Source organism: Cellulosimicrobium sp. E-16 (assembly GCF_049913115.1).
In the GTDB taxonomy this organism is placed as follows: Bacteria; Actinomycetota; Actinomycetes; order Actinomycetales; family Cellulomonadaceae; genus Cellulosimicrobium.
On sequence record NZ_CP183974.1, the window covers coordinates 3,224,612 to 3,250,269 of the forward strand.

The following is a 25,658-nucleotide window of genomic DNA, read 5'->3' on the forward strand; positions in this document are numbered from 1 at the left end:
CACCGCCGTAGGGTGGGGGACCATGACCGCCGAGCAGACGACGAGCCCTGCGCCCGCGCCCCAGAACACCGCCGAGACCCCTCTCCCCGACGACGGCGCGCCCCACGACCCGTACCTCTGGCTCGAGGCCATCGAGGGCGACGAGGCCCTGGCCTGGGTCCGCGCGCGCAACGCCGAGGTCGCCGACACGCTCGAGGTCGCGGAGGAGTTCGCGACGACGGAGCGCGCGATCCGCGAGGTGCTCGACTCCGACGCCAAGATCCCCGAGGTCTCCAAGATCGGGGACCGGTACTACAACTTCTGGCGCGACGCGCAGCACGAGCGCGGGCTCTGGCGCCGCACGACGCTCGACTCCTACCGCACGGACGACCCCGCGTGGGAGACCGTGCTCGACCTCGACGCGCTCGCCGCGTCCGAGGACGAGTCGTGGGTCTGGCACGGCGCGAGCGTCCTGCGCCCGACGCCCGAGCAGCTCGCCGCGGGCGAGCCGTGGCGCCACGCGCTCGTCGAGCTCTCCCCCGGCGGCTCGGACGCCGACGTGACCCGCGAGTTCGACCTCGTCGAGAAGCGGTTCGTCGCCCCCGAGGACGGCGGCTTCCACCGCGCGGAGGCCAAGGGCTCGCTCGGGTGGATCGACGCCGACACCGTCTACGTCTTCACCGACTTCGGCGAGGGCACGCTCACGCCGTCCGGGTACCCGCGCGTCGTGAAGCGCTGGACGCGCGGCACGCCGCTCGACGCCGCGGTGACCGTCTACGCGGGCACCGAGGAGGACATGTACATCTCCGCCTGGCGCTCGCACACGCCCGGCTTCGAGCGCGACTTCGTGCACCGCTCCAAGGCGTTCTACTCCGACGAGCTCTACCTCGCCGAGCGCACCGGCACGCCCGAGCAGCGCCTCACGAAGATCGACGTGCCCGACTCGGCCGAGGTCGGCGTGCGGCGCGAGTGGATGCTCGTCGAGCTGCGCGACGACTGGACCGTCGGCGGCACGACCTACCGCGCGGGCTCGCTGCTCGTCGCCCGGTTCGGCGACTTCCTCGCGGGCGACCGCGGCTTCACCGTGCTGTTCGAGCCCACGGCCACGACGTCGCTCGCCGGCGCCACGTGGACGCGCCACCACCTCGTGGTCAACGTGCTCGACGACGTGAAGAACCGCCTGCACGTGCTGACGCCGCCCGACGCCGCCGCTCCCGGGGGCACCGGGACCGCCGTCGGGCAGGAGACCGCCGACGCGCCGTGGGTGCGCTCCGAGATCCCCGGCCTGCCGGAGCTCGGCACGGTCGCCGTCGGGGCCGTCGACCCCGTCGACACCGACGACCTGTGGCTCGTCACGACCGACTACCTCACGCCCACGACGCTCTCGCTCCTGTCGCTCGGCGAGCGGCCGGGCGACGCGGGTGCACCGGAGGTCGTCAAGTCCAACCCCGCGTTCTTCGACGCCGACGGCATGACCGTCGCCCAGCACTTCGCCACGTCCGACGACGGCACGCGCGTGCCGTACTTCGTCGTGGGTCGCGCGGACCTCGTCGAGGGCGCGGGCGACGGCGGCACGGGGTCCGCACCGACTCTCCTGTACGGGTACGGCGGCTTCGAGATCTCGCTGACCCCCGCCTACTCCGGCGCGCTCGGCCGGGCCTGGCTCTCGCGCGGCGGCGTGTACGTCGTCGCGAACATCCGCGGTGGCGGCGAGTACGGCCCGGCCTGGCACCAGGCCGCGCTCAAGGCGAACCGGCACCGCGCGTACGAGGACTTCGCCGCCGTCGCGCGCGACCTCGTGGCCCGCGGGATCACGACCCACGAGCACCTCGGCATGGAGGGCCGCTCCAACGGCGGCCTCCTCGCGGGCAACATGCTCACGCAGTACCCCGAGCTCTTCGGCGCCGTGATCGTCGGCGTCCCGCTGCTCGACATGCGTCGGTACACGAAGCTCCTCGCCGGGGCGTCGTGGGCCGCGGAGTACGGCGACCCCGACGACCCGGAGCAGTGGGCCTTCATCCGCACGTACTCGCCGTACCACCTGTTCGACGCGGAGCGCGAGTACCCGCCCGTGCTGTTCACGACGTCGACCAAGGACGACCGCGTCCACCCGGGCCACGCGCGCAAGCTCGCCGCGAGGATGCTCGGCGAGGGCAAGGACGTCACGTACTACGAGAACATCGAGGGCGGCCACGGCGGCGCGGCGAACAACGCCCAGGCCGCGCACATGGCCGCGGTCCACTACCGCTTCCTCGCCGAGCGCCTCGGCTGACGCCGGCTCAGGAGTCGTCGTCCGCGACGACGGGGACCAGCACCACCTCGTCGTCGCGGACCACGATCCTCTGGTCCGGGCACACCGGCCCGTCGACGACCTCCTCGGCGCCCGACACCCGCACGACCGTCACGGCAGCCGGCGTGCAGCCGTAGTCGAGGAGCACGACGCCGCCGTCGGCCGTCACCTCGGCCTCCTCGTCCCCCGTACGGACGATCACGTCACCCCCGCTGTCGTTGGCGACCTCCAGGTCCCCGCCGCCGTCGCACGCCGACAGCACCGCCCCCACGCAGACGACCGCGACCGCGACGACCCACGCGCGCCCGTACCGACGACCGTTCATCTCTTCCCCCGCGCTCGACCGACCCGCTCTCGTCGGCAACCTACCGCCGTCGGCGCACCGCGACCGGTGACGACGCGAGGAGGTTCCTGGCAGTTCCCGCGAGCGTCCCCGGCGCGTTGCCAGGTCCGGTGCCGGCGTGATCGGGCCCGCGGCGCGTGGTTGGGCCTCGGGCCCGCGGGGCCGGGTCCGCGGCGGAGACCGCATGCGGCAGTGGGAAGGTGGAGGCGAACCCGACACGGCGGGCGGTCGCCCGGGTCAGTGCCGACCAGGGTGAGACGACGTAGGGCGGGGTGGGTGGTGGTGCCGCGTCGTGGCGGGCCTGGCGGGAGCCGCGAGGAACGAGCGGCGGATGGTAGACGCGGCACCACCACCCACCCCGACCACCCGACCCGACCACACGCCGTCGAGCACAAGAACCACGGTTCTACCTCACGCAACCACGGTTCTACCTCACGCGACCACGGTTCTACCTCGGCGTGGGGTCAGGAGTGCGGGACCGTCGCCGTGATGAGGGTGCCGTCGTCGCGGCGGTTGCCCGAGAGCGCGCGCAGGCTCGGGCGGCCGGGCTTCACCGGGCCCTGACCGTCGAGCGTGATGCGCGCGACCTCGCCCGGCACGACCTTGACCTTCTCGCCGCGCACGGTGACCTGCGCGCCGTCGCCGGTCTCGGCGTCGAGCTCGACCGCGTCGGGGAGCACGGTGACGCGCAGGCGCGAGCCGTTCCACTGGACGCGGAACGTCAGCGACTCCCAGCCCTGGGGAAGGCGCGGGTCGAAGCTCAGCTCGCCGTCGGAGTCGCGCATGCCGCCGAACCCGCACGCGAGCGCGGACCACGTGCCGCCCGCGGAGGCGACGTGCACGCCGTCGGCCGCGTTCGCGTGGAGGTTCGCGAGGTCGACGAACAGCGACGACACGAAGTACTCGAGCGCGAGCTCGTGGTACCCGACCTCCGCCGCGACGATCGACTGCACGACGCCGGACAGCGTCGAGTCGCCCGTGGTCAACGGGTCGTAGTACTCGAAGTCGGCGAGCTTCTCCTCCGCGGTGAAGTGCTGGCCCTGGAGGAACAGCGCGAGCACCACGTCGGCCTGCTTGAGCACCTGGTAGCGGTAGATGACGAGCGGGTGGTAGTGCAGCAGGAGGGGGCGCTTGTTCGCGGGGGTGTGCGCGAGGTCCCAGATCTCGCGCTCGAGGAAGTGCGAGTCCTGCGGGTGGATGCCGATGCTCTCGGCGTACGGGATCGACATGTGGTCGGCCGCACGGACCCACTCCGCCGCCTCGTACGCGCCGAGCCCGAGCCGGTCCACGAGCAGCGCGTAGTCCTCGGGGTGCTCGGCCTTCATGCGCTCGACGACGATCGCCGCCGCGCGGAGGTTGAACCGCGCCATGACGTTGGTGAAGAGGTTGTCGTTGACGACGGTCGTGTACTCGTCGGGGCCGGTCACGCCGTGGATGTGGAAGTTGTCGTCGCCGTTCGCGCGCCAGAAGCCCAGGTCCTCCCACATGCGCGCGGTCTCGACCAGGATGTCCACGCCCTCGCGGCGCAGGAAGTCCACGTCGCCCGTCGCGCGCACGTACTGGACGAGCGCGTAGCTGACGTCGGCGTCGATGTGGTACTGCGCGGTGCCCGCCGCGTAGTAGGCGGACGCCTCCTCGCCGTTGATCGTGCGCCAGGGGAAGAGCGCGCCCTTCTGCGAGAGCTCGGCCGCGCGCCGCCGGGCGGCGTCGAGCATCTGGTAGCGGAACCGCAGCGCGTTGCGGGCGTACCGGGGGCTCGTGTACGTGAGGAACGGCAGGACGTAGATCTCCGTGTCCCAGAAGTAGTGCCCGCTGTACCCGGAGCCGGTGAGCCCCTTGGCGGGGACGCCGTTGCCCTCGGCGCGCGCCGTGGCCTGGGCGAGCTGGAACAGGTTCCAGCGCACGGCCTGCTGGATGCCGGGCTGGCCGGGGACCTCGACGTCGGAGCGCGCCCAGAAGTCGTCGAGCCACTCGCGCTGGAGGGCGACCTGGGCCTCGACGCCGGTCTCGCGCGCGCGGTCGAGCGTGCGGCGGCAGCGGTCGACGAGCTCGCGCGACGGTACGCCGCGCGAGGTGTGGTACGCGACGAGCTTGGTGAGCCGGACGGGCCGGCCGGGCTCGGCATGGACGCGGAACACGTGCTTGGCGAGGTCCTCGTCCACCTGCGTCCGGACGTCCCACTCGTTCTCGGTCTCGAGCAGGTCGTCCGCCGCGACGGCGAGCGTCATGCCGGAGTTCGTGGCGCGGTAGGAGAGCACGAGCCGCTCGTCGTCGCCCCACTGGGACTGCGGTTGGAGCACCCGACCGGAGAACTGGTCGGTCTTGCGCGGGTCGAACCCCTCGCCGAGCGACGCGGAGCGCACGTGGTACTCGTCCTGGCCGTCCTGCCGGTTGAGGATCTGCGACGAGATCGCGACGGGTGCTGCGGCGTCGAGCAGCGTGACCTCGAACGTCATGATCGCCAGGTGTCGCTCGACGAACGACACCATGCGCTCGGAGCGGATCTGCACGCGCTTGCCCGACGGCGTGCGCCACACCAGCTCGCGGCGCAGGACGCCGTCACGCAGGTCGAGCGACCGCTCGTAGTCGACGAGGTCCGCGACGGGCAGCAGGAGCGGCTCGTCGTCGACGTACAGCCGGATGACCTTCGCGTCGGGGACGTTGACGATGGTCTGCCCGACGCGCGCGAACCCGTACGCCTCCTCGGCGTGCCGGATCGACCAGGTCTCGTGGAACCCGTTGACGAACGTGCCGTGCGAGTGGGACTCCCGGCCCTCCTCGACGTTGCCGCGCATGCCGAGGTAGCCGTTCGCGACCGCGAAGAGCGTCTCGGTCACGCCGAGGTCCTCGGCGGAGAACTGCGACTCGACGAGCCGCCACGGCTCGGCCGGGAAGCGCAGGCGGTCCACGGTGCTCTGCTCGTCGGCGGTCTTGCGGATCACGCGCTCTCCTCGTCGGGCCGTGCGGTCGTGGTCGACGCCGCGGCGGTGCGCGGCCGGTCGAGGACCGTCGCGTCCAGCTCGCCCAGGTCGGTCACGACGACGTCGGCCCCGTGCGCGCGCAGCGCCTCGGCACCCACGCCCCGGTCGACGCCGAGCACGAGCCCGAAGTCCCCGGCGGCGCCGGCCTGGACGCCCGAGAGCGCGTCCTCCACGACGATCGCCTCCGCGGCCGGGACGCCGAGGAGCTGCGCCGCGTAGAGGTACGTGTCGGGGGCCGGCTTGCCGGCGATGTGCTCGCGGGCCGCGACGTTCCCGTCGACGACGACCGCGAACCGTTCGGCCAGGCCCGCCGCCGCGAGGACCGCGGGCGTGTTGCGCGACGACGACACGACCGCGACGGAGGCGCCCGCCCCGGTCACGGCGTCGAGGAAGCGCACGGACCCGGGGTAGGGCGTGATGCCCTCGTCCTCGAACATGCGGTTGACGATCTCGTCCTTGCGGTTGCCGAGCGCGCACACCGTGCCCTCGCCGGGCGTGTCCGTGACCTTGCCGCGCGGCAGCTCGACGCCGCGCGACGCGAGGAAGGTCGCGACGCCGTCGTACCGGGGCTTGCCGTCGATCGACGCGAAGTAGTCCGCGGCGGTGTACGGGGCGAGGCCGTGCGCGGCGCTGTAGGGCGCGAACAGCCGTTCCCAGGCGCGCATGTGGAGCTCGGCGGTGGGCGTGAGGACGCCGTCGAGGTCGAACAGCACGGCTCGCAGCAAGGGCATGGGGGTCCTTCGCGGTGAGGGGACGGGTCGGCGCCGGGCCACGTCCGTGCCGTCCGGAGAGCCGGGGCGCGGCCGTCCGCACGTCGCCGTTCGTGACCGCCGCGCGAGGTCAAGCGTACGCACGAGGAGCGGTGTGCGGGAAGCCGCCGAGCCGACGCCCAGGCAGCGCTCAGGCGTGGGCGCGCTCGGCCAGGACGTCGGCGACGCGGCCGAGGTTCGCGAGCAGCGCGCGATGCTCGTCGGGGGTGCCCACGACGCCGCGGCCCGGCCCTCCCCCGACCGCGCGCGAGGCGCCCAGGAGCGTCACGTCGTCGAGCGCGGCGAGCGGGAGCCCGATGCGGCGCCACGGCACGCTCACCGCGTCGGCGAGCTCGCCCAGCGCGGGGCCGGCGCACTGCGACACCCTCGCGGGCGGGAGCGCGGCCCAGAGGCCGACGCCCCGCTCGACCGCTCGGGCGACGGTCTCCCAGAGCCGCTCGTCCCACGGGCCGAGCGCGAGGCCGACGGCGTCCGCGCCTGCGAGCACGACGGGCGCCACGCCCGCCCACGCCGGACCCACGTGGACGACCGTCGACGCCGACGCGGCGCGCGCGGCGTCGAGCACGGGCCGCAGCCCGTCCACGAGGTCCGGGCCGGGGACCGCGCGCAGGCGCGAGTAGCCCGAGAACGACGGGAGCACGCCCGTCCCGACCTGGGCGAGCAGCGGCTCGTCGACCTGCACGACGACGTCCGCCCCGGGGACCTGCCGGCGCACCTGCGCGACGTGGTCACCGACGGCCACGGCGAGCGCCTGCACGACCTCGCGCACGGCCCCCGCGTCGGACAGCACGCGGTCGCCGCGCGCGAGGTAGAGCTCGGCGGCGAGCGTCCACGGCCCGGTGACGGTCACGGCGAGCGGCCCCGAGTACCCCGTGCCCGCGATGGCGAGCGCCTCCAGGTCCTCGCGCAGGTACGCGTCGGCACGGCGCAGGTCCGCACCCCCGTGGTCGGCGAGCTTCCACCCGTGGGGCCCCAGCTCGACGGGGAGGCCGGGCAGCAGCGCAGCCGTCCGCCCGGTCGCGTCCGCGCCGGGGCCGCGCCCCGGGAGCTGGACGAGGAACGGCACCCCGCGCACGCCCGTCGGGACCTCGGCGAGATCGCCGAGCACCGTGAGCTGCGCCTCCAGCACGTCCGCGCCCTCGCCGCCGGGCCACGGGCCGAGCCCGCTCACCGCGGTCATGCCGCGCCCCCGCGCGAGCCCTCGACCCGGGCGCCGCCCGACCTCTCGTCACGAACCACGTGCCGACCACCTCTCTCCAGGAGCACACTGGGAAACCGAGCCGTGCCGCGACCCCGCCGGGGTCCGGGGGCCGCGCGGCCGCCTGGCGGAAGGGCTCCGACATGGGCACGCACGAGAACAAGGCCACGGCGGTCGCCGTGCACACGCGGGCGATCCCCGGCAACCACGGCGACGCGCTCGCGACGCTGCTGGCGCCCGGGTTCCGCAACCACGACACGTCGCCCGGCTGCGAGGGCGGCGCCGACGCCCTCCTCGCGACGATGCACTGGTACGACGAGGCGTTCGAGGACCAGCGCGTCGAGGTCCTGCACGCGGTCGCCGAGGGCGACCTCGTCGCGCTGCACGTCGAGCTCAGCGCGCGGCACACCGGGTTCTTCCGCGGCGTCGCCCCGACGGGACGCCGGTTCCGGGTGCGCGAGATGCACGTGCTCCGGTTCGCGGAGGGCCAGGAGGCCGAGCACTGGTGCGTGCGCGACGAGTCCGCGCTCGTGCGGGCGCTGGCTCACCCCGCGCCCGTCGGCGTCGGCTGAGCGGTCGGTCGCGCGGTCGCCTCGGCGGTCGGTCGCGCCGCGGCGCGGTAGGCCCGGTCCACCGTGGCCTGGCCGAGCACGCGCGGGCCGGCGTAGACGACGAGCGACTGCCCGGCGGCGACGCCCCGCAACGGCGTCCCCGTGAGCTGGACCTCCATCGTGTCGCCGACGGCCCGGACCCGGGCCGCGACCGGGGCGCCGTGCGCGCGGACCTGCACCTCGACGTCGGCCTGCTCCCCCGCCGCCGGGCGCGCGTCGTCGAACCAGACCGCCGCGCCGGCCTCGATGCGGTCGACGCTCAGCAGCTCGGCCGGCCCGACGACCACGCGGTTGCTCGCGGGCTGCACGTCGAGCACGTACCGCGGGCGGCCGTCGGCTGCGGGACGGTCGATGCCCAGGCCCTTGCGCTGACCGACCGTGTACGCGTACGCACCGTCGTGCTCGCCGAGCACCGTCCCCTCGGCGTCGACGATCTCGCCCGGCCGCGCGCCGAGGCGGTCGCGCAGGAATCCCTGGGTGTCGCCGTCGGCGACGAAGCAGATGTCGTACGAGTCGGGCTTCGCGGACACGGAAAGCCCGCGCCGCGCGGCCTCCGCGCGCACCTCGTCCTTCGTCGCGAAGTCCCCGAGGGGGAAGACCGCGCGCGCGAGGCGCTCGGGACCCATGACCGCGAGGACGTACGACTGGTCCTTCGCCGTGTTCGGGGAGCGGTGCAGCTCGCGCACCGTGCGCACCCCGCCCGGGGCGGACGCGTCGACCTCCTCGCGTGTCACGACGCGCGCGTAGTGGCCCGTCGCGACGGCGTCGAAGCCGAGCGCCGTCGCCTTGTCGAGCAGCGCCTCGAACTTGATGTGCTCGTTGCAGCGCACGCACGGGTTGGGCGTGCGGCCCGCCTCGTACTCCGCGAGGAAGTCGGCGACGACCGTGTCCTCGAACCGCTCCGAGAGGTCCCAGACGTAGTACGGGATGCCGAGCACGTCGGCCGCGCGCCGCGCGTCCCCCGCGTCCTCGATCGAGCAGCACCCGCGCGAGCCGGTGCGGAACTGGTCGCGGTCGCGCGACAGCGCCATGTGGACGCCCACGACCTCGTGCCCCGCCTCGACCGCGAGCGCCGCGGCGACGGCGGAGTCGACGCCGCCCGACATGGCGGCGAGCACCCTCACGCGGCACCTCCCGCACGGCTGGGGACCGCGGTGCGGGTCGGGCCGGACGCGAGCCCCGCGGCCCGCGCGCGCTCGACGGCGGGGGGCAGGGCGTCGAGGAGGCGCGCCACGTCGTCGGGCGTGGACGTGACGCCGAGCGTGAACCGCAGGGCGCCGCGCGCGTCGTGCTCGGGCACGCCCATGGCGAGCAGCACGTGCGACGGCTGCGGCACGCCGGCCTGGCACGCGGAGCCCGTCGAGGCCTGCACGCCGGCGGAGTCGAGCAGGTAGAGGAGCGAGTCGCCCTCGGCACCGCGGAACGTGAAGTGCGCGTTGCCGGGCAGGCGGGCAGCGGCACGGTCGCCGGGCCCCGGCTCGGGACCGCTGAGCACCGCGTCAGGGACGCGCTCGCGGACGCCCGCGACGAGCGCGTCCCGCAGGCCCCTCAGGTGGGCCGCACGCTCCTCGCGGTGCGCGACGGCCTCGGCGACCGCGACGCCGAACGCGCGGATCGCGGGCGCGTCGAGCGTGCCGGAGCGCACGCCACGCTCCTGGCCGCCGCCGTGCAGCACCGGGGTGAGCGGCGCGTCGCGGCGCGCGACGAGCGCGCCGACGCCGACGGGGCCGCCGAGCTTGTGCCCGGACACCGTCATCGCGTCGAGGCCGCTCGCCGCGAAGTCGACGGGGACCTGCCCGACCGCCTGGACCGCGTCGGAGTGCACCGGGATGCCGTGCGGGCGCGCGAGCTGCACGACCTCCTGCACGGGCTGGAGCGTGCCCACCTCGTTGTTGGCCCACATGACGGAGATCAGCGCGATCTCGTCCGCGTGCTCCGCGATCTCCGCGCGCAGCGCCGCGAGGTCCACGCGGCCCTCGCCGTCGACGGGCAGCAGGACGATCTCCGCGCCCGCGTGCTCGGCCATCCAGAACGCGGGGTCGAGCACCGCGTGGTGCTCGACCGCGGAGACGACGATCCGCCGGCGGCGCGGGTCGGTCGTGCGCCGGCCCCAGAACAGGCCCTTGATCGCGAGGTTGTCCGCCTCGGTGCCCCCCGCGGTGAACACGACCTCGCTCGGGCGCGCGCCGAGGGCCGCGGCGATCGACTCGCGCGCCTCCTCGACGGTGCGGCGGGCGGCACGCCCCGCGGCGTGCAGCGACGACGGGTTGCCGGTGCGCGACAGCTCGTCGACGAACGCCTCGCGCGCCGCCGCGGACAGCGGCGTCGTGGCGGCGTGGTCGAGGTACGCGGCCGCCGCGGGGACAGGGCCGGAAGGGTGGGTCACGGTCACCCAGTCTACGAACCGTCGCGGCGCTCGCGGTCCGAGGAGTGGGCGGCGCTGGACTTCCCGGCGAGAAGCGCTAGGTTGTGGGAGGTCTGCGCCCGGCCGTCGCCGGGCGCTCGTCCCGGTCGCAGGACCGCCGTCGCGCGCCACACGTCGCCGCGGGACGGAAACGTGCCGAGGACGAGACCGTCCAGCCACCGACAGGGGAAGTGGCATCTCGATGCCCGACGACGCCGCACCGCCCGCCGTCGAGGCCGCCGGGGACGTCCCGGTCGCCTCGGGCGGCGGCCGCCTGCTCTGGGGAGACCTGCCGCTCGCGCTGCGCGACGAGCTGGAGGCCGTCGCCGGCGGTCGGGTCGTGCAGGAGCGCTCGATCTCCGCCGGGTTCAGCCCCGGTCTCGCGTCCGTCCTCACGCTCGACGACGGCACCCGCCTCTTCGTCAAGGCTGCCCGGACCGCGGACGAGCCCGTGGCGGCCAACCTCCACCGCGCCGAGGCGAAGGTCGCGACCCGGCTGCCGCGCGCGGTCCCCGCCCCGCGCTTCGCCTGGGGCCACGGGGACGGCGACTGGATCGCCCTCGCGTTCGACGTCGTCGACGGGCACGTGCCCGCCACCCCCTGGGACCCCGACGAGCTCGACCGGGTCCTGACCACGCTCGTCCGCGTCGCGGCCGTCCCGGGGGCGCGCGCGATGCGCCTGCCGCCGACCGGGCCCGACTTCGCCGACATGGCGACCGGGTGGCGCGCGCTCCGTGCGGACCCCGACCCGCGCCTGCCCGCCGTCGCGCCCTGGGCGGCCACGCACCTCGACGCGCTCGCGGAGGCCGAGCGCGGGGCGCTCGTGGCGTGCGAGGGCGAGTCGTTCGTGCACGGCGACCTCCGCGCCGACAACGTGCTCCTCACGCCGGAGAAGGTCTACCTCGTCGACTGGCCGCACGCGTCGCGCGGCGCGGCGTGGCTCGACCTCGCGATGTTCCTGCCCAGCGTCGTCATGCAGGGCGTCGTCGGCGTGTGCGAGCCGGTCACGGTGAGCGCCGACGCGGCCCGCCGCGCGCGCGGCGGCGCGTGGGCGGCGTCGACCTTCGACGCGCACCCCCTCGGGCGTGACGTGCACCCCGCCGACCTGCGCTCGGTCGTCGCCGGGATCGCGGGGTACTTCCTGCACTCCGCCCGCAAGCCCGCCGTCCCGACGATCCCCCGCCTGCGCGCGTTCCAGCGCGCCCAGGGCGTCGCGGCCGTCGCCTGGCTGGAGCACCTCGGTCTCTGAGGGTCCCTTCCGCGGACGACGGAGGGCCCGGAGCCGTCGCGGCTCCGGGCCCTCCGTCGGACAGGAGACGTCAGTCGCGCCAGACCTGGACGACGGACGGTCGCGGCCCCGCGAAGGCGCCTGTCGGCACCGGGGCTCCAGGCGTCAGGTAGTCGGGGAAGTACGACGCCTGGGCGTCGAACGACCCGTCCTCGCCCGGGTGCTGGACCGCGACGTAGACCATGCGGTCCGTCGAGTCCACGAGGGGCCCGCACGTCTCGGCGCCGCGCGGCACCGAGAGGAACTGCTCGACCCGGCCGCGCTCGCGGCCGTCGAGCGTGACCTTGAACAGCCCGTCGCACTTCTGGATCGTGCTCGGCTGGCCGTCGGTCGAGATCCAGAGGTTGCCCTCGGCGTCGAACGCGAGGTTGTCCGGGCAGGAGATCGGGGAGACCTTCTCCTTCGGGTAGCCCGAGAAGTAGGTGGAGGTGTTCGTCGTGGGGTCGCCCGCGACGAGCAGCAGGTTCCAGCGGAACGTCAGCGACGCGGCGTCGTCGCGGTCCTCGACGATCTCCACGACGTGCCCGTCGCGGTTGGTGTTGCGCGGGTTCGGCTCCGTCGCGGCCTCGGCCGCCGCGGGCCCGCGCGACGTGTTGTTGGTGCACGCGACGTAGACGCGACCCGTGACCGGGTTGGGCTCGACGTCCTCGGGACGGTCCATCTTCGTCGCCCCGACCTTGTCCGCCGCGACCCGCGTGTAGACGAGCACCTCCTCGAGGCTCATGCCCTCGACCTCGCTGCGCCCGTCGAGGACGAGCGGGACCCACTCGCCCCGGCCGTCGAACGCGCCGTCGGACGGCACCGCGCCCGACCCGTCGATCTCGGACGCGGGCGAGTCGCCGCGGAACCGCGCGACGTACAGAGATCCCTCGGTGAGCAGCGTCTTGTTGTGACGACGCGCCGCCTCGCTGTTCCCCGGGCGCATCGTCCGCGACGAGACGAACTTGTAGACGTAGTCGAAGCGCTCGTCGTCGCCCATGTACGCGACCGCGTTGCCGCGGCGCGAGAGGATGACGTTGGCGCCCTCGTGCTTGAAGCGACCGAGCGCGGTGTGCTTCACCGGCGGCTCGTCGGGCGCGTACGGGTCGATCTCGACGATCCAGCCGAACCGGTTGGGCTCGTTCTCGTACCCGGGGTTGCGGGCGTCGAACCGCGGGTCGTCGAGCTCCCAGCCGTACCCCGTCGCGGCGTCGCGCAGCCCGTAGCGCGCGTCGTGGCCCGCGCCCGACGTGCGGAAGTAGCCGTTGTAGTTCTCCTCGCCCGACAGCACGGTGCCCCACGGGGTCGTGCCGCCCGCGCAGTTGTTCAGCGTGCCCAGCACGCGCGTCCCCGACGGGTCGGCGACGGTCCGGACGAGGTCCGAGCCGGCCGCCGGACCGGTGAGGCGGAACTCGGTCGTCATGTGCACGCGGCGGTTGTACCGGCTGTCGGCCACGTAGTCCCACGGCGTGCCCGTCCGGCGGCGGCGCACCTCGACCACGGACATGCCGTGGGCGGCACGCTCGATCGCACGGCGGGTCGCGGCGTCGTACGAGGCGTCGAACATGATCGCCGGGTTCGTGTACTCGTGGTTGGCGACGAGCAGCCCGCGCGTGCCGCGACCCGGACCCTTGCCCCGGCCCTGGGCGCCGGCGAGGGCGTGCGGGCGCTCGAACGGCAGGATGTCGAGGTAGTCGTTGTTGTAACCGAACTGCCGGGCCTGGGCCTCGGGCGTCTGGCGCGCGACGTCGAACGGCCGGGCGCCGCGCAGGATCGGGTCGCCCCAGCGGATCACCGGGCGCCACCGGTAGCCCTCGGGCACGACGAAGGCGTCGCGCGCCGCGGGCTGGGGCGAGATCGCGCCGAAGGCCAGGCCCTTCTGCGGGCGGCCGCCACCGTGGCCACCACCGTGGGCGGGCAGCGCCTGGGCCGCGGCGGGCGGGGCGCCGACCGTCTGCGCGCCGAGCACGACGGCCGCGGCGCCGACCGCGAGCCCGCCGAGCAGCGCGCGGCGCGACATCGCGCCGGCGACGACGTCCCGGAACGTCTCGTTGGCGCTCTCGTTGGGGACCGGGTGCGAGCACGCGTCCGCGCACTTCAGCCGGCAGGTGACGGGACTGCGCTTGCCGCGCGCGTGCGGCGCGACGGAGAGCAGGGGGCGATGCTCGGGGGCAGGCGTGATCGTCATCGGTCGTCTCCACAGGTCGGGGGGCTTCCCCGTCACCGGGGAGTCGGCCCGACGCTAGGAACGGTCGATGACCGGCCGGCCACCACCCGGAGGACGCCGGGTGAATTCTCGGCACCGGCTGTCCGCCACCTGGGCGGGGGCCGCGCAGACGGACCGGTGCCCGCGCGACGCGCGGCTCGAGTCCGCGAGCTGGTCGGCGAGGTTCGACCGCCCGTCCTCCCACCAGGCCATCGGGCCCCTAGCCCTGGGACGCCCGGTGCTCGCGCAGGACCTCGGCCGCCTGCGGCAGCACGTCCGCGAGGTCGCCGACGACAGCGAAGTCCGAGATCTCGAACAGCGGGCACTCGGGGTCGTTGTTCACCGCGACGATGACCTGCGACGCCTGCATGCCGCCGCGGTGGTGCGGGGCGCCGGAGATGCCTGCGCCGATGTACAGCCGCGGGGCGACGGTCACGCCCGTCTGCCCGACGAACTGGTCGTGCCAGCCCTCGTAGACGGCGTCGCGGGTTGCGCCCACGGCCGCGCCGAGCGCGTCGGCGAGCTCGGTGACGGGGCCGAAGTCGCCGTTGGTGCCGCGGCCCCCGGCGACGACGATCGCGGCCTCGCCGAGCGCCGGGCGACCCGCGCCGGCCGACCCGTCGACCGTGCGGGACACGACGCGCGTCGCGGTCGCGGCGGGCGAGAGCTCGAGGCGCAGCGCGCCGACCTCGGTCGCCACGGCGGCGTCCGCGGGCTGCGGGACGACGGAGTTCGCCCGCAGGGTGAGCACGGCGGGGTCGGTGACGATCTCGCTGCGCACGTCCCAGGACCCCGCGAACACGCGCTTGTCCGCGACGAGGTGCGTGCCGCCGTCGGTCAGCGCGGACGCGTCGACGACGAGGCCCGCCTCGGTGAGGAACGCGAGGCGCGCGGCCGCCTCCTTGTTCGGGAAGGACGACGTGAGCAGGACGGCGTCCGCGTCGGACGCGCGCGTCGCGGCGGCGAGGACCTCGGCCACGACGGGCGTCAGGTGCAGCGCGTCGCCGGTCACGACCTCGCCGCCCGACGACGGCTCGGCCTGGCGCACGAGCGCGACGCCGTAGGCGCCGAGCTGGGCGAGCACGTCGACGCTCGGCGCCTCGAGGGCGACGGCCTCGACGCGCCCCAGCGAGCGCCCGACGGTGATCAGCTCCAGCACGGGCGAGCGCAGCTCGGTGCCGGCGGAGTCGAGGAGGACGAGGACGGTACGGGTCCCGGGGGTGCTCATGTGCGGACGCCTCTCAGACCAGGTCGTTGCGGATGAGGAACTCGGCCAGGGCGCGCCCGCCCTCGCCCTTGTCGACGACGATCTCGGCGTCGGGGCGCGGCGGGCGGGGCGACGCGTCGAGCACGCGCGAGCGCGCGCCGGCGTCGCCGACGAGCGCCGGGTCGACGTCGAGGTCGGCGAGGCTCCACGCCTCCACCGGCCGGGTGCGCGCCGCCATGATGAGCTTGAAGTTGGGCATGCGCGGGTCGTTCGCGTGGTCCGTCACGGACACCACGGCGGGGAGCGGCGCCTCGAGGACCTCCTCGACGCCGTCGAGCTCGCGCGTGACACGCGCGGTGCGCGCGCCCGGCTCGCCGTCGACCTCGAGCTTGCCGGCGAGCGTGAGCTGCGGCAGGTCGAGCTCCGCCGAGAGGAGGGCCGGGACGACCGAGCCGAGCCCGTCGAGCGCGGCCATGCCGGTGACGACGAGGTCGACCGGCGCCTCGTCCGCGAGACGGCGCACCGCGGCGGCGAGCACGCGCGCGGTGCCGAAGTAGTCGGAGCCCGCGACCGCGTCGTCGCTCACGCGCACGCCGCGGTCCGCGCCGAGCTGGTACGAGCGGCGCACCGCGCCGTCGGCGTCGGGACCGGCCACCGTGAGGACGATCACCTCGCTGGTCTCGCGCTCCGCCTCCGGCAGCGCCTCCTTGAGGCGCAGCGCGGCCTCGACCGCGTTCTCGTCGAGCTCGTTGAGCGTCCCCTCGTCGGCCCGGCGCACGACGCGCCCGCCCTCGAAGCCCCGGTCCGCATGGATGTCCGGGACGTACTTCACGGCGACGACGATCCGCATCGGCTGCTCTCCCTGTGCGCTGGGCGGTCGGCCGGAGAGGTTCCCGGCCCGCTCCGGGAAGCCTACCGGCGGGCGGCGGGAGGGGTCGGTGACACCCGCCACAATGGACGGGTGCACGTGCCCCCCGACCCGAGCCCCGTCTCCCCTGCCACCCGCGAGCCCGCGCTCCCGGCCGCGCCGGGACGCGCCGACCGGCACGCCCTCGTGCCGCCGCTCGGCGTGCGCGTCGCGGGCGACGGCGTGGACGTCGCAGTCCTCGCGTCGCACGCGACCGCTGTCGAGCTGTGCCTCGTGGACGTCGTCGACGAGGCGCTGCCCTCCCACGACCCGGCCCGCTACCGCGAGCGCCGCGTCGCGCTCGCCGGGCCGGCGTACGGCGTCTGGCACGCCCACGTCCCCGGCGTCCGGCCCGGGCAGCGCTACGGGTTCCGCGCGCACGGCCCGTGGGAACCCGCGGCCGGGCTGCGGCACAACCCCGCGAAGCTGCTCGTCGACCCGTACGCGCGCGGCCTCGTGGGCGAGCTGGTCGACGACCCGGCGATCCACGGCCAGTTCGGGAGCGACCCGTACGGCCCGGCGGACGCGCGCGACTCGATGCCGTTCGTGCCGCACGCGGTGGTCGTGGCCGAGCCCGCGGGGACCCTCGCGCCCCGGCCGCGCGTCCCGTGGCGCGACACGGTGGTCTACGAGGCACACGTGCGGGGCCTCACGCAGCGGCTCGAGGCCCTGCCCGAGCACCTGCGCGGCACGTACGCGGGCGTCGCGCACCCGGTGACGATCGAGCACCTGCGGTCGCTCGGCGTGACGACGGTCGAGCTCCTGCCCGTGCACGCGAACGTGCCCGAGCCGCACCTGCTCGCGAGCGGCAGGACGAACTACTGGGGCTACTCGACGCTCGGGTTCTTCGCGCCCCACGCCGCGTACGCGACGCGCGCGGCGCAGGAGGCCGGCCCCGGCGCGGTCCTCGACGAGGTGCGCGGCATGGTCCACCTGCTGCACGAGGCGGGGATCGAGGTGCTGCTCGACGTCGTGCACAACCACACGTGCGAGGGCGGCGCCGACGGGTACCACCTGTCGTGGCGCGGCCTCGACAACGCCGGGTACTACCTGCACGACGGCGGCTCGCCCGCGCGCCTCGCGGACGTCACCGGGACGGGCAACTCGCTCGACTTCCGGCGCCCTGCGGTCGTGCGCGCCGCGCTGGACTCGCTGCGGTACTGGGCGGACGCCGTGGGGGTCGACGGGTTCCGGTTCGACCTCGCGGTCACGCTCGGGCGCGGGAGCGCCGGGTTCGACCCGGACCACCCGTTCCTCGTCGCGCTCCAGACCGACCCGGTGCTGTGCGGGCTCAAGCTCGTCGCGGAGCCGTGGGACGTGGGGCCGGGCGGCTGGCGGACCGGGCAGTTCCCGCCGCCGCTCGCCGAGTGGAACGACCGGTTCCGCGACGCGGCGCGGCAGTTCTGGCTCGCCGACGCGCGCGAGGCCTCCCACGGGCGGCCCGGCCACGGCGTGCGCGACCTCGCGACCCGGCTCGCGGGCTCGGCCGACCTGTTCGGTCGCTCCGACCCGCCGCTCCTGCGCGGACCCGTCGCGTCGGTGAGCTACGTGACCGCGCACGACGGCTTCACGCTCGCCGACCTCGTCGCGTACGACCACAAGCACAACCTCGCGAACGGCGAGGACAACCGCGACGGGACCGACGACAACCGCTCCTGGAACCACGGTCTCGAGGGCCCGGTCGCGGCACCGGACGCGCGGGCGGGCGGGGGGCCGGGCGCGGGACTCGACGCGCTCGGGATCGGCGTGGAGATCGCGCCCCTGCGCCGCCGGTCGATCCGCAACCTCCTCGCGACGCTCGTGCTCGCCGCAGGCACCCCGATGCTCACCGCGGGCGACGAGATGGGGCGGACGCAGCGCGGCAACAACAACGCCTACGTGCAGGACGACGAGACGTCCTGGGTGTCGTGGGACCTCTCGCCGTGGCGCAAGGACCTGCTCGCGACGGCGCGGTACCTGCTCGCCCTGCGGCGCGAGCACCCCGCGCTGCGTCCCGACACGTTCTACACCGGCCGCCCCCGGCCCGACGCCTCGACCGCCGGTGCCGAGGCACGGGCCCCAGGGGGCGACGTGGGCGTGCCCGACCTCGTGTGGTTCGACGCCGACGGCGAGCTCCTCGACCACTCCGCCTGGCACGACCCCGCCGTCCGGACGCTCCAGATGCTGCGCACCGCCCCGGAGCCCGGCGACGCCGACGTGCTCGTCGTGCTCGCGGGCGGCCTCGACCCGGTCGACGTCACGCTCCCGGGCGTGCGCGCGGCGTCGGGCGGCGACGCCGAGCGCTGGGACCTCGCGTGGGACTCGGACTGGGAGCACCCCGAGGACCGGACCCGCGCGAACGGTGACGGCACAGCGCGCGCGGGCGACGTCGTCGGGCTCGAGGCCCTGAGCGTGCGCGTCTACGTCTCCACCGCGCCGAGGTAGAGGCCCGGTCGGACGAGGAAGGGGCGTGGTGGCACACGACCACCGGGCCTGCCGGGGGCTGGACACGTGCTCTACTCTTCCCGCATGAGTGACAGCGCGGTCGACTCCTCCGTCAGCTCCCCCACGATCGAGAACCCCGAGGTCGTCGTCGTGGGGGCCGGGCTCGCCGGGCTCGTCGCGGCGACCGAGCTCACCGCGGCCGGGCGGCGCGTCGTCCTGCTCGACCAGGAGCCCGCCGCGAGCCTCGGTGGTCAGGCGTGGTGGTCGTTCGGCGGCCTCTTCCTCGTCGGCTCGCCCGAGCAGCGGCGCATGGGCGTCACCGACTCCGCGGAGCTCGCGTTCGACGACTGGCTCGGGTCCGCGCGGTTCGCGCCCGGCGCCGACCGCGGCGAGGGGCCCGACCGCCACGGGTACGCCTGGGCGCGCGGTTTCGTCGACTTCGCGGCGGGCGAGATGCGCGGCTGGCTGCACGACAAGGGCGTGCGGTGGTTCCCGCTCGTGCAGTGGGCCGAGCGCGGCGGGTACCCGGTGACCTCGGGCGCCGACGGGACGGCCGCCGGAGGGCACGGCAACTCCGTCCCGCGCTTCCACGTCACGTGGGGCACCGGACCGGCGATCCTCGAGCCGTTCGTGCGCGCGGCGCTCGACGCGCGCGCCGCCGGGCTGCTCGACCTGCGGTTCCGGCACCGCGTCACGTCGCTCGTCGTGACGGACGGCGCGGTGACGGGCCTGCGCGCGGAGGTCCTCGCGCCGTCGGACGTCGAGCGCGGCGCGCCGTCGTCGCGCGACGTCGTCGGCGAGGTCGAGATCGCGGCGAGCGCCGTCGTCGTGACGTCGGGCGGGATCGGCGCGAACCACGAGCTCGTCCGCTCCCGCTGGCCGCAGGCAGCAGGTCACCTGCCGTCCCGCATGCTCTCCGGCGTCCCCGACTCGACAGACGGGCTCATGATCGGCGTCGCCGCCGACGCGGGCGCCGCGCTCGTGCACGAGGACCGCATGTGGCACTACCCCGAGGGCATCGCGAACCACTCCCCCGTCTGGACCGACCACGGCATCCGCATCCTGCCCGGCCCGAGCTCGTTGTGGCTCGACGCCGACGGCAACCGGCTGCCCGCCCCGCTGTTCCCCGGGTTCGACGCGCTCGGCGCGCTCCAGCACGTCGCCGAGCGCGGCGACGACCACTCCTGGTTCGTGCTCAACAAGGCGATCATGGAGTCCGAGTTCGCGCTGTCGGGGTCGGAGCAGAACCCCGACCTCACCGGCAAGGACGTCCGGCTGCTCGCGCAGCGCGTCCTGCCGGGCGCCGTCGGGCCGGTGGCGCGGTTCGCGGAGCAGTCGCCCGAGTTCGTGTGGGCCGACACGCCCGAGGAGCTCGCAGCCGGGATGAACGCGCTCGTCGACGCGACGCCGGGCTCGCGCGGGCACGTCGACGCCGACGCCCTCGCGCGCATCGTCCACCTGCGCGACGAGCAGGTCCGCACCGGTCTCGGCAAGGACCCGCAGGTGGTCGCCACGGCGATGGCGCGGCGCTACCGCGTCGACCGGCTCATCCGCGTCTCGCCCCCGCGTCCGCTCACCACGCCCAAGGACGGGCCGCTGCTCGCCGTCCGCCTGTCCGTGCTCACGCGCAAGACGCTCGGCGGGCTGTGGACCGACACGTCCGCGCGCGTGCTGCGCCAGGACGGCTCGGTGCTGCCCGGGCTCTGGGCCGCGGGCGAGGCCGCCGGGTTCGGTGGCGGCGGCGTGCACGGCCACCGCGCGCTCGAGGGCACGTTCCTCGGCGGCTGCCTCTACTCCGGCCGCGTCGCGGGTCGTGCCCTCGCAGCCGAGCTCGGCTGACCCCACTCGAGAGAGAACCCGGGTCGCGCGAGACAGAACCCTGGTCCCGGAAGACCGACTGCCGGAGCCCGCCGCGCGTCGTGCCACGGCCGGTAGGGTCACCGAGCATGAGCGTGCACGACGACGCGTCCCGACCCGGACGACCCGACCCGGCCTCGGGCACGGTCGGGCACGACGAACCGGCCGTGCCCGGCGTCGTCGACCAGCCCGGCCCGGATCCACAGGCTGACCCGCCCGACGTCGCCGCGTGCGAGCGCGTCTTCCGCCGCAACGGGCTCCCGCTCCTGGTCGAGGGGCACTCCGTGGACCGCGACGTGTTCGGGCGGTCGGCGCCGTTCCTGCTCGTGGTGCTGCTCGCCGAGCTGAGCGGCGCGATCCGGTCCGGCTGGCCGGCCTGGGCCAACGCGCTGGCGCTCCTGGGGGGCGCCGCGATCGTCGCGGGCGCGTACGCAGGCCTCAACGTGCTCCGCGGCCGCCCGTGGTCGACCCTCCCCCAGTCGGTCGGCGTGCCCGAGCTCGCGTTCTTCGTCCTCGTCCCGGCGCTCCTGCCGCTCGTGTTCGGCGGGCAGTGGGGCGACGCGCTGCTCACCGTCGTCGGCAACCTCGTCCTGCTCGCGGTGGTGCGCGTCGTCGTCGGGTACGGCGTGCTGTCGTCGCTGTGGTGGGGCCTCGCACGCGTCACCGACGAGCTCGGGGCCGCGCTCCTGCGGCTCGTGCGGCTCCTCCCGCTGCTGCTCGTGTTCTCCCTCGTCCTCTTCTACAACGCCGAGGTCTGGCAGGTGTTCGACCGCACGCACGGCGTCGCGGACCTCGTGCTCGGCGCGTTCTTCGCGCTGCTCGTCGTGCTGTTCGTCGCGCTGCGCTCGCCGGCCGAGGCGCGCGAGGCGCTCGCGGAGACGGCGGCGAGGCTGCCCGGCCACGAGCGCGCGACGCGCTTCAGCCGCGGGCAGACGGCGAACCTCGCGACGATGATCGCGAGCAGCCAGCTCCTGCAGGTCCTCGTCGTGAGCCTCGGCATGGGCGTGTTCTTCATGGCGCTCGGGACCCTCACGGTCACGCCCGAGGTCATGGCGCTGTGGGACGTCGACGGCGGCACGTGGCAGCAGACGCTCTCGCTCGCTGGCGGGGGCGGCGTCGGCGGGGCGGACCTCGTCGTCACGCAGACGCTCCTGCGCGTCTCGGTCGCGATCGCGACGTTCACCGGGCTGTACTACGCGATCTCCGTCCAGGTCGACGCGGTCTACCGCGAGGAGTTCGTCGACGGCATCGAGACCCAGCTCGCCGAGGTCGTCCGCACCCGCTCCCGCTACCTCGCCCTCCTGGACACACCCGCGAGGTAGAGCCCCCGGTCGCGAGGTAGAGGTCGCGGAGCTCTACCTCGCGGCAGGAGCCTCTATCTCGCGGCGCGTCGCGCGAGCGCTGCCCGGATCCGACGCAGGAGAACGTCAGGTTCGGCGAGGTCGTTCCACGTCACCCGCAGCACGAGCCAACCGGCTTCCACCAGCACGTCGTGCCGAGCCTTCTCCGCGAGCAGGCGGCCTCGCAGGTCGCCGTACTCGCCGCCGGAGTACTTGACGGCACCGTCGAACTCCACCGCGACACGGTGCGCCGTCCATGCGAGGTCCAGCCGATACGTGCCCCGCCAGGCGGTCACGGTGAGGTTCGGCTCAGGGTGCGGGAGGCCGGCGTCGACCACCAACCAGCGGACCAGGCTCTCGCCCGGCGACTCCGAGCGCGCATCTGCCTCGGCGAGCACTCGGCGCGCCCGCCGGACGCCACGCCCGCCGACGGCCGCTCTCAGAACCGCCTCGACCTTCCGGACGTCAGCCCCCGCGCGAAGCCCTGAGTCCGCGACCACGATGCCGGCCGCCGGGCTGAGAGAGCGGGCGCAGTCGACGATCGTGCGCTCCAGCGATGTGACCGGGAGGCCGTCGAGCTCGCAACGGTCGCGCTCGGGCAGCGCCGTCCAGTGCCTGCGGAGCCCTGGGTCGGTCCGGCGCACCGACGGGTTCCCGAGCTGCGTCACGTGGACCTCGTCCGCGAGGCGCCAGGTCCACAGGCCGTGCAGGACGGCCGCGGTCGAGTGGCTGAACCAGTAGTCCGTCGTCAACCGTCCAGCGAGCGCCACGGAACGCGCGACGACGGCCTCGCGCCGACGCTGGGCCAGCGAGGCCGCCGGGTCCGGCGGGGCCGCGTAGACGCCCTGACGCACCCGGACGAGGGTGCCGCGACGGACGCCCGCCACGATCTCCGCGCGCCGCTCCGCCGAGAACCGGACCACCGACGGCAACGGCGTGCCGGCACGCGCGTCGTCGTCCCGCCCCGGCGGGCGGCGTGCGTTCCGGGGACGGTTCACCGTCCGACGCGTCTGTTCGACCTCGTGCTCGTCCGCGCTCATGCGCACACCCTGGCCGAGCGCGCCGGCGCCAGCCAGAGGAGGGCGAGAGCCTGTGGAAAACCGCCAGCCGGCTGCGTCAGCCTGGTCGCCACCACGCCCCCGCGAGGTAGAGCCCCCGGTCGCGAGGTAGAACCCCGTGAGTTCTATCTCGCGACCGGAGGCTCTACCTCGGCGGCGGAGGCGTCAGGCGTTGGCGACGAGGCCGAGCTCGGCGACGCTGGGGAGGCCGGTGTGCGTCGGGACGACGCGCACCGTGTAGCCGAACGGGCCGGACGCGTCGAGCACGACGTCGCCGGCGAACGCGTAGCGACCGGCCTCGTACGTCTCGGCGAGCGTGAGCGGCTCGGCGGTGAACTCCTCGATGACGTCGGCCTCGCTGACGCGCCCGTGCACGACCTGCACCTGCACGTCCTCGGGGCGCAGGTCGCCGAGCGACACGTAGGCGCGCACGGTGAGCCGGTCACCGACCTGCGGGACCTCGCCGATGCCGGACGAGTCGACGTGGTCGACGCGCACGCGCGACCACCCGGACCGCACGGACTCCTTCCAGTGCGCGAGCTCGCGCGCGGGAGCGAGACCGTCGGCGGCGAGCGTCCGCCCCGCAGAGGCAGCGGGCGCGTACAGGCGCGTGACGTACTCCCCGACCATGCGCGTCGCCTGGACCTTGGGCCCGAGCGTCGCGAGCGTGTGGCGCACCATCTCGAGCCACCGGCCGGGGACGTCGTCCGTGTCGCGGTCGTAGAAGCGGGGCGCGACCTGCTGCTCCACGAGGTCGTAGAGCGCGGCGGCCTCGAGGTCGTCGCGGCGGTCGGCGTCCTCCACGCCGTCGGCGGTGGGGATGGCCCAGCCGTTCTCGCCGTCGAACCACTCGTCCCACCACCCGTCGAGGATCGACAGGTTGAGGCCGCCGTTGAGCGCCGACTTCATGCCCGACGTCCCCGACGCCTCCAGCGGGCGCAGCGGGTTGTTGAGCCAGACGTCGCAGCCCGGGTAGAGCGACTGCGCCATGGCGATGTCGTAGTTCGGCAGGAAGACGATGCGGTGGCGCACCTCGGGGTCGTCGGTGAAGCGGACGAGCTGCTGGATGAGCCGCTTGCCCTGGTCGTCCGCGGGGTGCGACTTGCCCGCCACGACGAGCTGCACGGGCCGCTCGGGGTGCAGGAGCAGCGCCTTGAGCCGGTCGGGGTCGCGCAGCATGAGCGTGAGCCGCTTGTACGTGGGCACGCGGCGCGCGAAGCCGATGGTGAGCACGTCGGGCGACAGGACGTCGTCGACCCAGCCGAGCTCGGCCGGGGTCGCACCGCGCTCGCGCCACGACTTGCGCACGCGGCGGCGTGCCTCGTCGACGAGGCGGCCACGCATCTCGCGGCGGATCGCCCACAGCTCGCCGTCGCTCACGCCGCCGTCCCCGGCACCGCGCAGCCAGCCCGACGACGCGGCGTCGGCCGTGAGCTCGTCGAGCCCGAGCCGGTCGGCCTCGAGGGCCGCGAACGCGGGATCCACCCACGTGGGCGAGTGCACGCCGTTCGTCACGGACGTGATGGGGACCTCGCGCGCGTCGAAGCCCGGCCACAGCCCCTCGAACATGCCGCGCGAGACCTCGCCGTGCAGCAGCGAGACACCGTTCGCGCGGCCGCCCAGGCGCAGGCCCATGACGGCCATGTTGAAGACGGTGGGGTCGCCGCCGTCGTAGTCCTCGGCGCCGAGCGCGAGGACGCGCTCGACCGGGAGCCCGTCGACGGCCATGTCGCCGCCGAAGTACTGCGTGACGAGGTCGCGCCCGAACCGGTCGATGCCCGCGGGGACGGGCGTGTGGGTCGTGAAGACGGTCGCGGCGCGCACGGCCTCGAGCGCCTCGTCGAACGTGAGGCCCTGCTCGACGAGCTCGCGGATGCGCTCGACGCCGAGGAACCCCGCGTGGCCCTCGTTGGTGTGGTAGACCTCCGGCTCCGGCGCGCCGGTGAGGCGCGACCACAGGCGGAGCGCGCGCACGCCGCCCACGCCGAGCAGGAGCTCCTGCTGGAGGCGGTGCTCGCCGCCGCCGCCGTAGAGGCGGTCGGTGACTTTGCGCGCGGCCTCGTCGTTGCCGGGCACGTTCGAGTCGAGCAGCAGCAGGGGCACGCGTCCGACGGCCGCGACCCACACGTGCGCGTGCAGCGTGCGCCCGCCGGGGAGGGCGAGGGTCACGCGCGCAGGCGTGCCGTCGTCGTCGCGCAGCAGGGTCAGCGGGAGGCCGTCCGGGTCGAGCAGCGGGTAGGTCTCGACCTGCCAGCCGTCGCGCGTGAGGGACTGCTTGAAGTACCCGGCGCCGTACAGGAGCCCGACGCCGACGATCGGCACACCGAGGTCGCTCGCGCTCTTGAGGTGGTCGCCCGCGAGGATGCCGAGGCCGCCGGAGTACTGCGGCAGCACCGACGTGATGCCGAACTCGGGCGAGAAGTAGGCGATCGCGGCCGGGAGCGCTCCGCTCTCCTCCGCCGACGCCTCCGCGGCGCGCTGCTGGTACCACAGCGCGTCGTCGAGGTAGTGGCGCAGGTCTGCGGCCGCCGCGCGCACGCGCTCGACGAACGCGCCGTCCGCGGCGAGCTCCGCGAGGCGCTCCGGGCCGAGCGCACCCAGCAGCGCGACGGGGTCGCCGTGCGCCGACGCCCACGCCTCGGGGTCGATGCCGGCGAACAGGTCGCGCGTCGGGGCGTGCCAGGACCAGCGCAGGTTGTGCGCCAGCTCGTCCAGGTCGCGCAGCTCGGCGGGCAGCAGGGTGCGGACGGTGAACCGTCGGATCGCTCTCACGGGGACGAGACTACGGGGGCTCGGGCCGCGGCACACCCTCGCGC

Annotated in this window: 17 protein-coding genes; 6 read left to right on the plus strand and 11 right to left on the minus strand. The window is 74.9% G+C overall.

Annotated features, from left to right (window positions below):
• Window positions 1–22: 22 nt before the first annotated feature.
• Window positions 23–2,251 carry a prolyl oligopeptidase family serine peptidase gene (locus ACN9MS_RS14265; RefSeq protein WP_426309178.1) on the plus strand — a complete coding sequence of 743 codons (2,229 nt, stop codon included), beginning with the start codon at window positions 23–25 and terminating at the stop codon, window positions 2,249–2,251.
• Window positions 2,252–2,258: 7 nt separating this feature from the next.
• Here the strand turns inward: ACN9MS_RS14265 and ACN9MS_RS14270 are convergent, their stop codons facing one another.
• The 4 genes from ACN9MS_RS14270 to ACN9MS_RS14285 all read right to left on the minus strand — a co-directional run bounded on the left by ACN9MS_RS14270 (window position 2,259) and on the right by ACN9MS_RS14285 (window position 7,543).
• Window positions 2,259–2,594 carry a hypothetical protein gene (locus ACN9MS_RS14270; protein ID WP_426309179.1) on the minus strand — a complete coding sequence of 112 codons (336 nt, stop codon included), beginning with the start codon at window positions 2,592–2,594 and terminating at the stop codon, window positions 2,259–2,261.
• 482 nt (window positions 2,595–3,076) lie between these two features.
• Window positions 3,077–5,554 carry a glycoside hydrolase family 65 protein gene (locus ACN9MS_RS14275; protein WP_426309180.1) on the minus strand — a complete coding sequence of 826 codons (2,478 nt, stop codon included), beginning with the start codon at window positions 5,552–5,554 and terminating at the stop codon, window positions 3,077–3,079.
• Window positions 5,551–6,324 carry an HAD family hydrolase gene (locus ACN9MS_RS14280; RefSeq protein ID WP_426309181.1) on the minus strand — a complete coding sequence of 258 codons (774 nt, stop codon included), beginning with the start codon at window positions 6,322–6,324 and terminating at the stop codon, window positions 5,551–5,553. Before ACN9MS_RS14280 ends, ACN9MS_RS14275 begins: the two co-directional genes overlap by 4 nt.
• 169 nt (window positions 6,325–6,493) lie before the next feature.
• Window positions 6,494–7,543: a hypothetical protein gene (locus ACN9MS_RS14285; RefSeq protein ID WP_426309182.1), complete on the minus strand. Its 1,050-nt coding sequence runs from the start codon at window positions 7,541–7,543 to the stop codon at window positions 6,494–6,496.
• Window positions 7,544–7,704: 161 nt separating this feature from the next.
• Between ACN9MS_RS14285 and ACN9MS_RS14290 the strand changes: the two genes are divergently transcribed.
• Window positions 7,705–8,133 (plus strand): ester cyclase, encoded by a 429-nt coding sequence (locus ACN9MS_RS14290; RefSeq protein WP_378217038.1) that lies wholly within the window; start codon window positions 7,705–7,707, stop codon window positions 8,131–8,133.
• Here ACN9MS_RS14290 and mnmA read toward each other — a convergent pair.
• Together mnmA and ACN9MS_RS14300 are read right to left on the minus strand one after the other, a co-directional pair.
• Entirely contained in the window at window positions 8,106–9,296 is a 1,191-nt protein-coding gene (mnmA, locus tag ACN9MS_RS14295; protein WP_426309183.1) for a tRNA 2-thiouridine(34) synthase MnmA, read from the minus strand. The genes ACN9MS_RS14290 and mnmA overlap by 28 nt on opposite strands.
• Window positions 9,293–10,564: a cysteine desulfurase family protein gene (locus ACN9MS_RS14300; protein WP_426309184.1), complete on the minus strand. Its 1,272-nt coding sequence runs from the start codon at window positions 10,562–10,564 to the stop codon at window positions 9,293–9,295. The genes mnmA and ACN9MS_RS14300 overlap by 4 nt, the downstream gene beginning before the upstream one ends.
• Window positions 10,565–10,778: 214 nt before the next feature.
• On the opposite strand from ACN9MS_RS14300, the gene ACN9MS_RS14305 reads away from it, so the two are divergent.
• A complete protein-coding gene (locus tag ACN9MS_RS14305; protein WP_426309185.1) occupies window positions 10,779–11,825 on the plus strand; it encodes an aminoglycoside phosphotransferase family protein in 1,047 nt (348 codons plus the stop codon).
• A 70-nt stretch (window positions 11,826–11,895) separates the two neighbouring features.
• Here ACN9MS_RS14305 and ACN9MS_RS14310 read toward each other — a convergent pair whose 3' ends face one another.
• From ACN9MS_RS14310 to ACN9MS_RS14320, 3 genes are all read right to left on the minus strand, one after another.
• Window positions 11,896–14,031, minus strand: a complete 2,136-nt coding sequence (locus ACN9MS_RS14310) for a PhoX family protein (protein WP_426309186.1) — start codon at window positions 14,029–14,031, stop codon at window positions 11,896–11,898.
• Between the two features lie 238 nt (window positions 14,032–14,269).
• Complete coding sequence (locus ACN9MS_RS14315) at window positions 14,270–15,277, minus strand: electron transfer flavoprotein subunit alpha/FixB family protein (protein WP_426309187.1); 1,008 nt, start codon at window positions 15,275–15,277, stop codon at window positions 14,270–14,272.
• A 13-nt stretch (window positions 15,278–15,290) separates the two neighbouring features.
• Window positions 15,291–16,106 carry an electron transfer flavoprotein subunit beta/FixA family protein gene (locus ACN9MS_RS14320; protein WP_426309188.1) on the minus strand — a complete coding sequence of 272 codons (816 nt, stop codon included), beginning with the start codon at window positions 16,104–16,106 and terminating at the stop codon, window positions 15,291–15,293.
• Between the two features lie 111 nt (window positions 16,107–16,217).
• On the opposite strand from ACN9MS_RS14320, the gene glgX reads away from it, so the two are divergent.
• The 3 genes from glgX to ACN9MS_RS14335 all read left to right on the plus strand — a co-directional run bounded on the left by glgX (window position 16,218) and on the right by ACN9MS_RS14335 (window position 21,766).
• The gene (gene glgX / locus ACN9MS_RS14325) at window positions 16,218–18,587 is read left to right on the plus strand and encodes a glycogen debranching protein GlgX (protein ID WP_426309189.1); all 2,370 of its coding nucleotides are present in this window, start codon (window positions 16,218–16,220) and stop codon (window positions 18,585–18,587) included.
• A gap of 84 nt (window positions 18,588–18,671) precedes the next feature.
• A complete protein-coding gene (locus ACN9MS_RS14330) occupies window positions 18,672–20,426 on the plus strand; it encodes an FAD-binding dehydrogenase (protein ID WP_426309190.1) in 1,755 nt (584 codons plus the stop codon).
• A gap of 107 nt (window positions 20,427–20,533) precedes the next feature.
• Complete coding sequence (locus ACN9MS_RS14335; RefSeq protein WP_426309191.1) at window positions 20,534–21,766, plus strand: hypothetical protein; 1,233 nt, start codon at window positions 20,534–20,536, stop codon at window positions 21,764–21,766.
• 53 nt (window positions 21,767–21,819) lie between these two features.
• Here the strand turns inward: ACN9MS_RS14335 and ACN9MS_RS14340 are convergent, their stop codons facing one another.
• Window positions 21,820–22,824, minus strand: coding sequence for a type IV toxin-antitoxin system AbiEi family antitoxin domain-containing protein (locus ACN9MS_RS14340; RefSeq protein WP_426309192.1), 1,005 nt, complete (start codon window positions 22,822–22,824; stop codon window positions 21,820–21,822).
• Window positions 22,825–23,007: 183 nt separating this feature from the next.
• Window positions 23,008–25,614 (minus strand): alpha-glucan family phosphorylase, encoded by a 2,607-nt coding sequence (gene glgP, locus ACN9MS_RS14345; protein WP_426309193.1) that lies wholly within the window; start codon window positions 25,612–25,614, stop codon window positions 23,008–23,010.
• Between the last annotated feature and the right edge of the window lie 44 nt (window positions 25,615–25,658).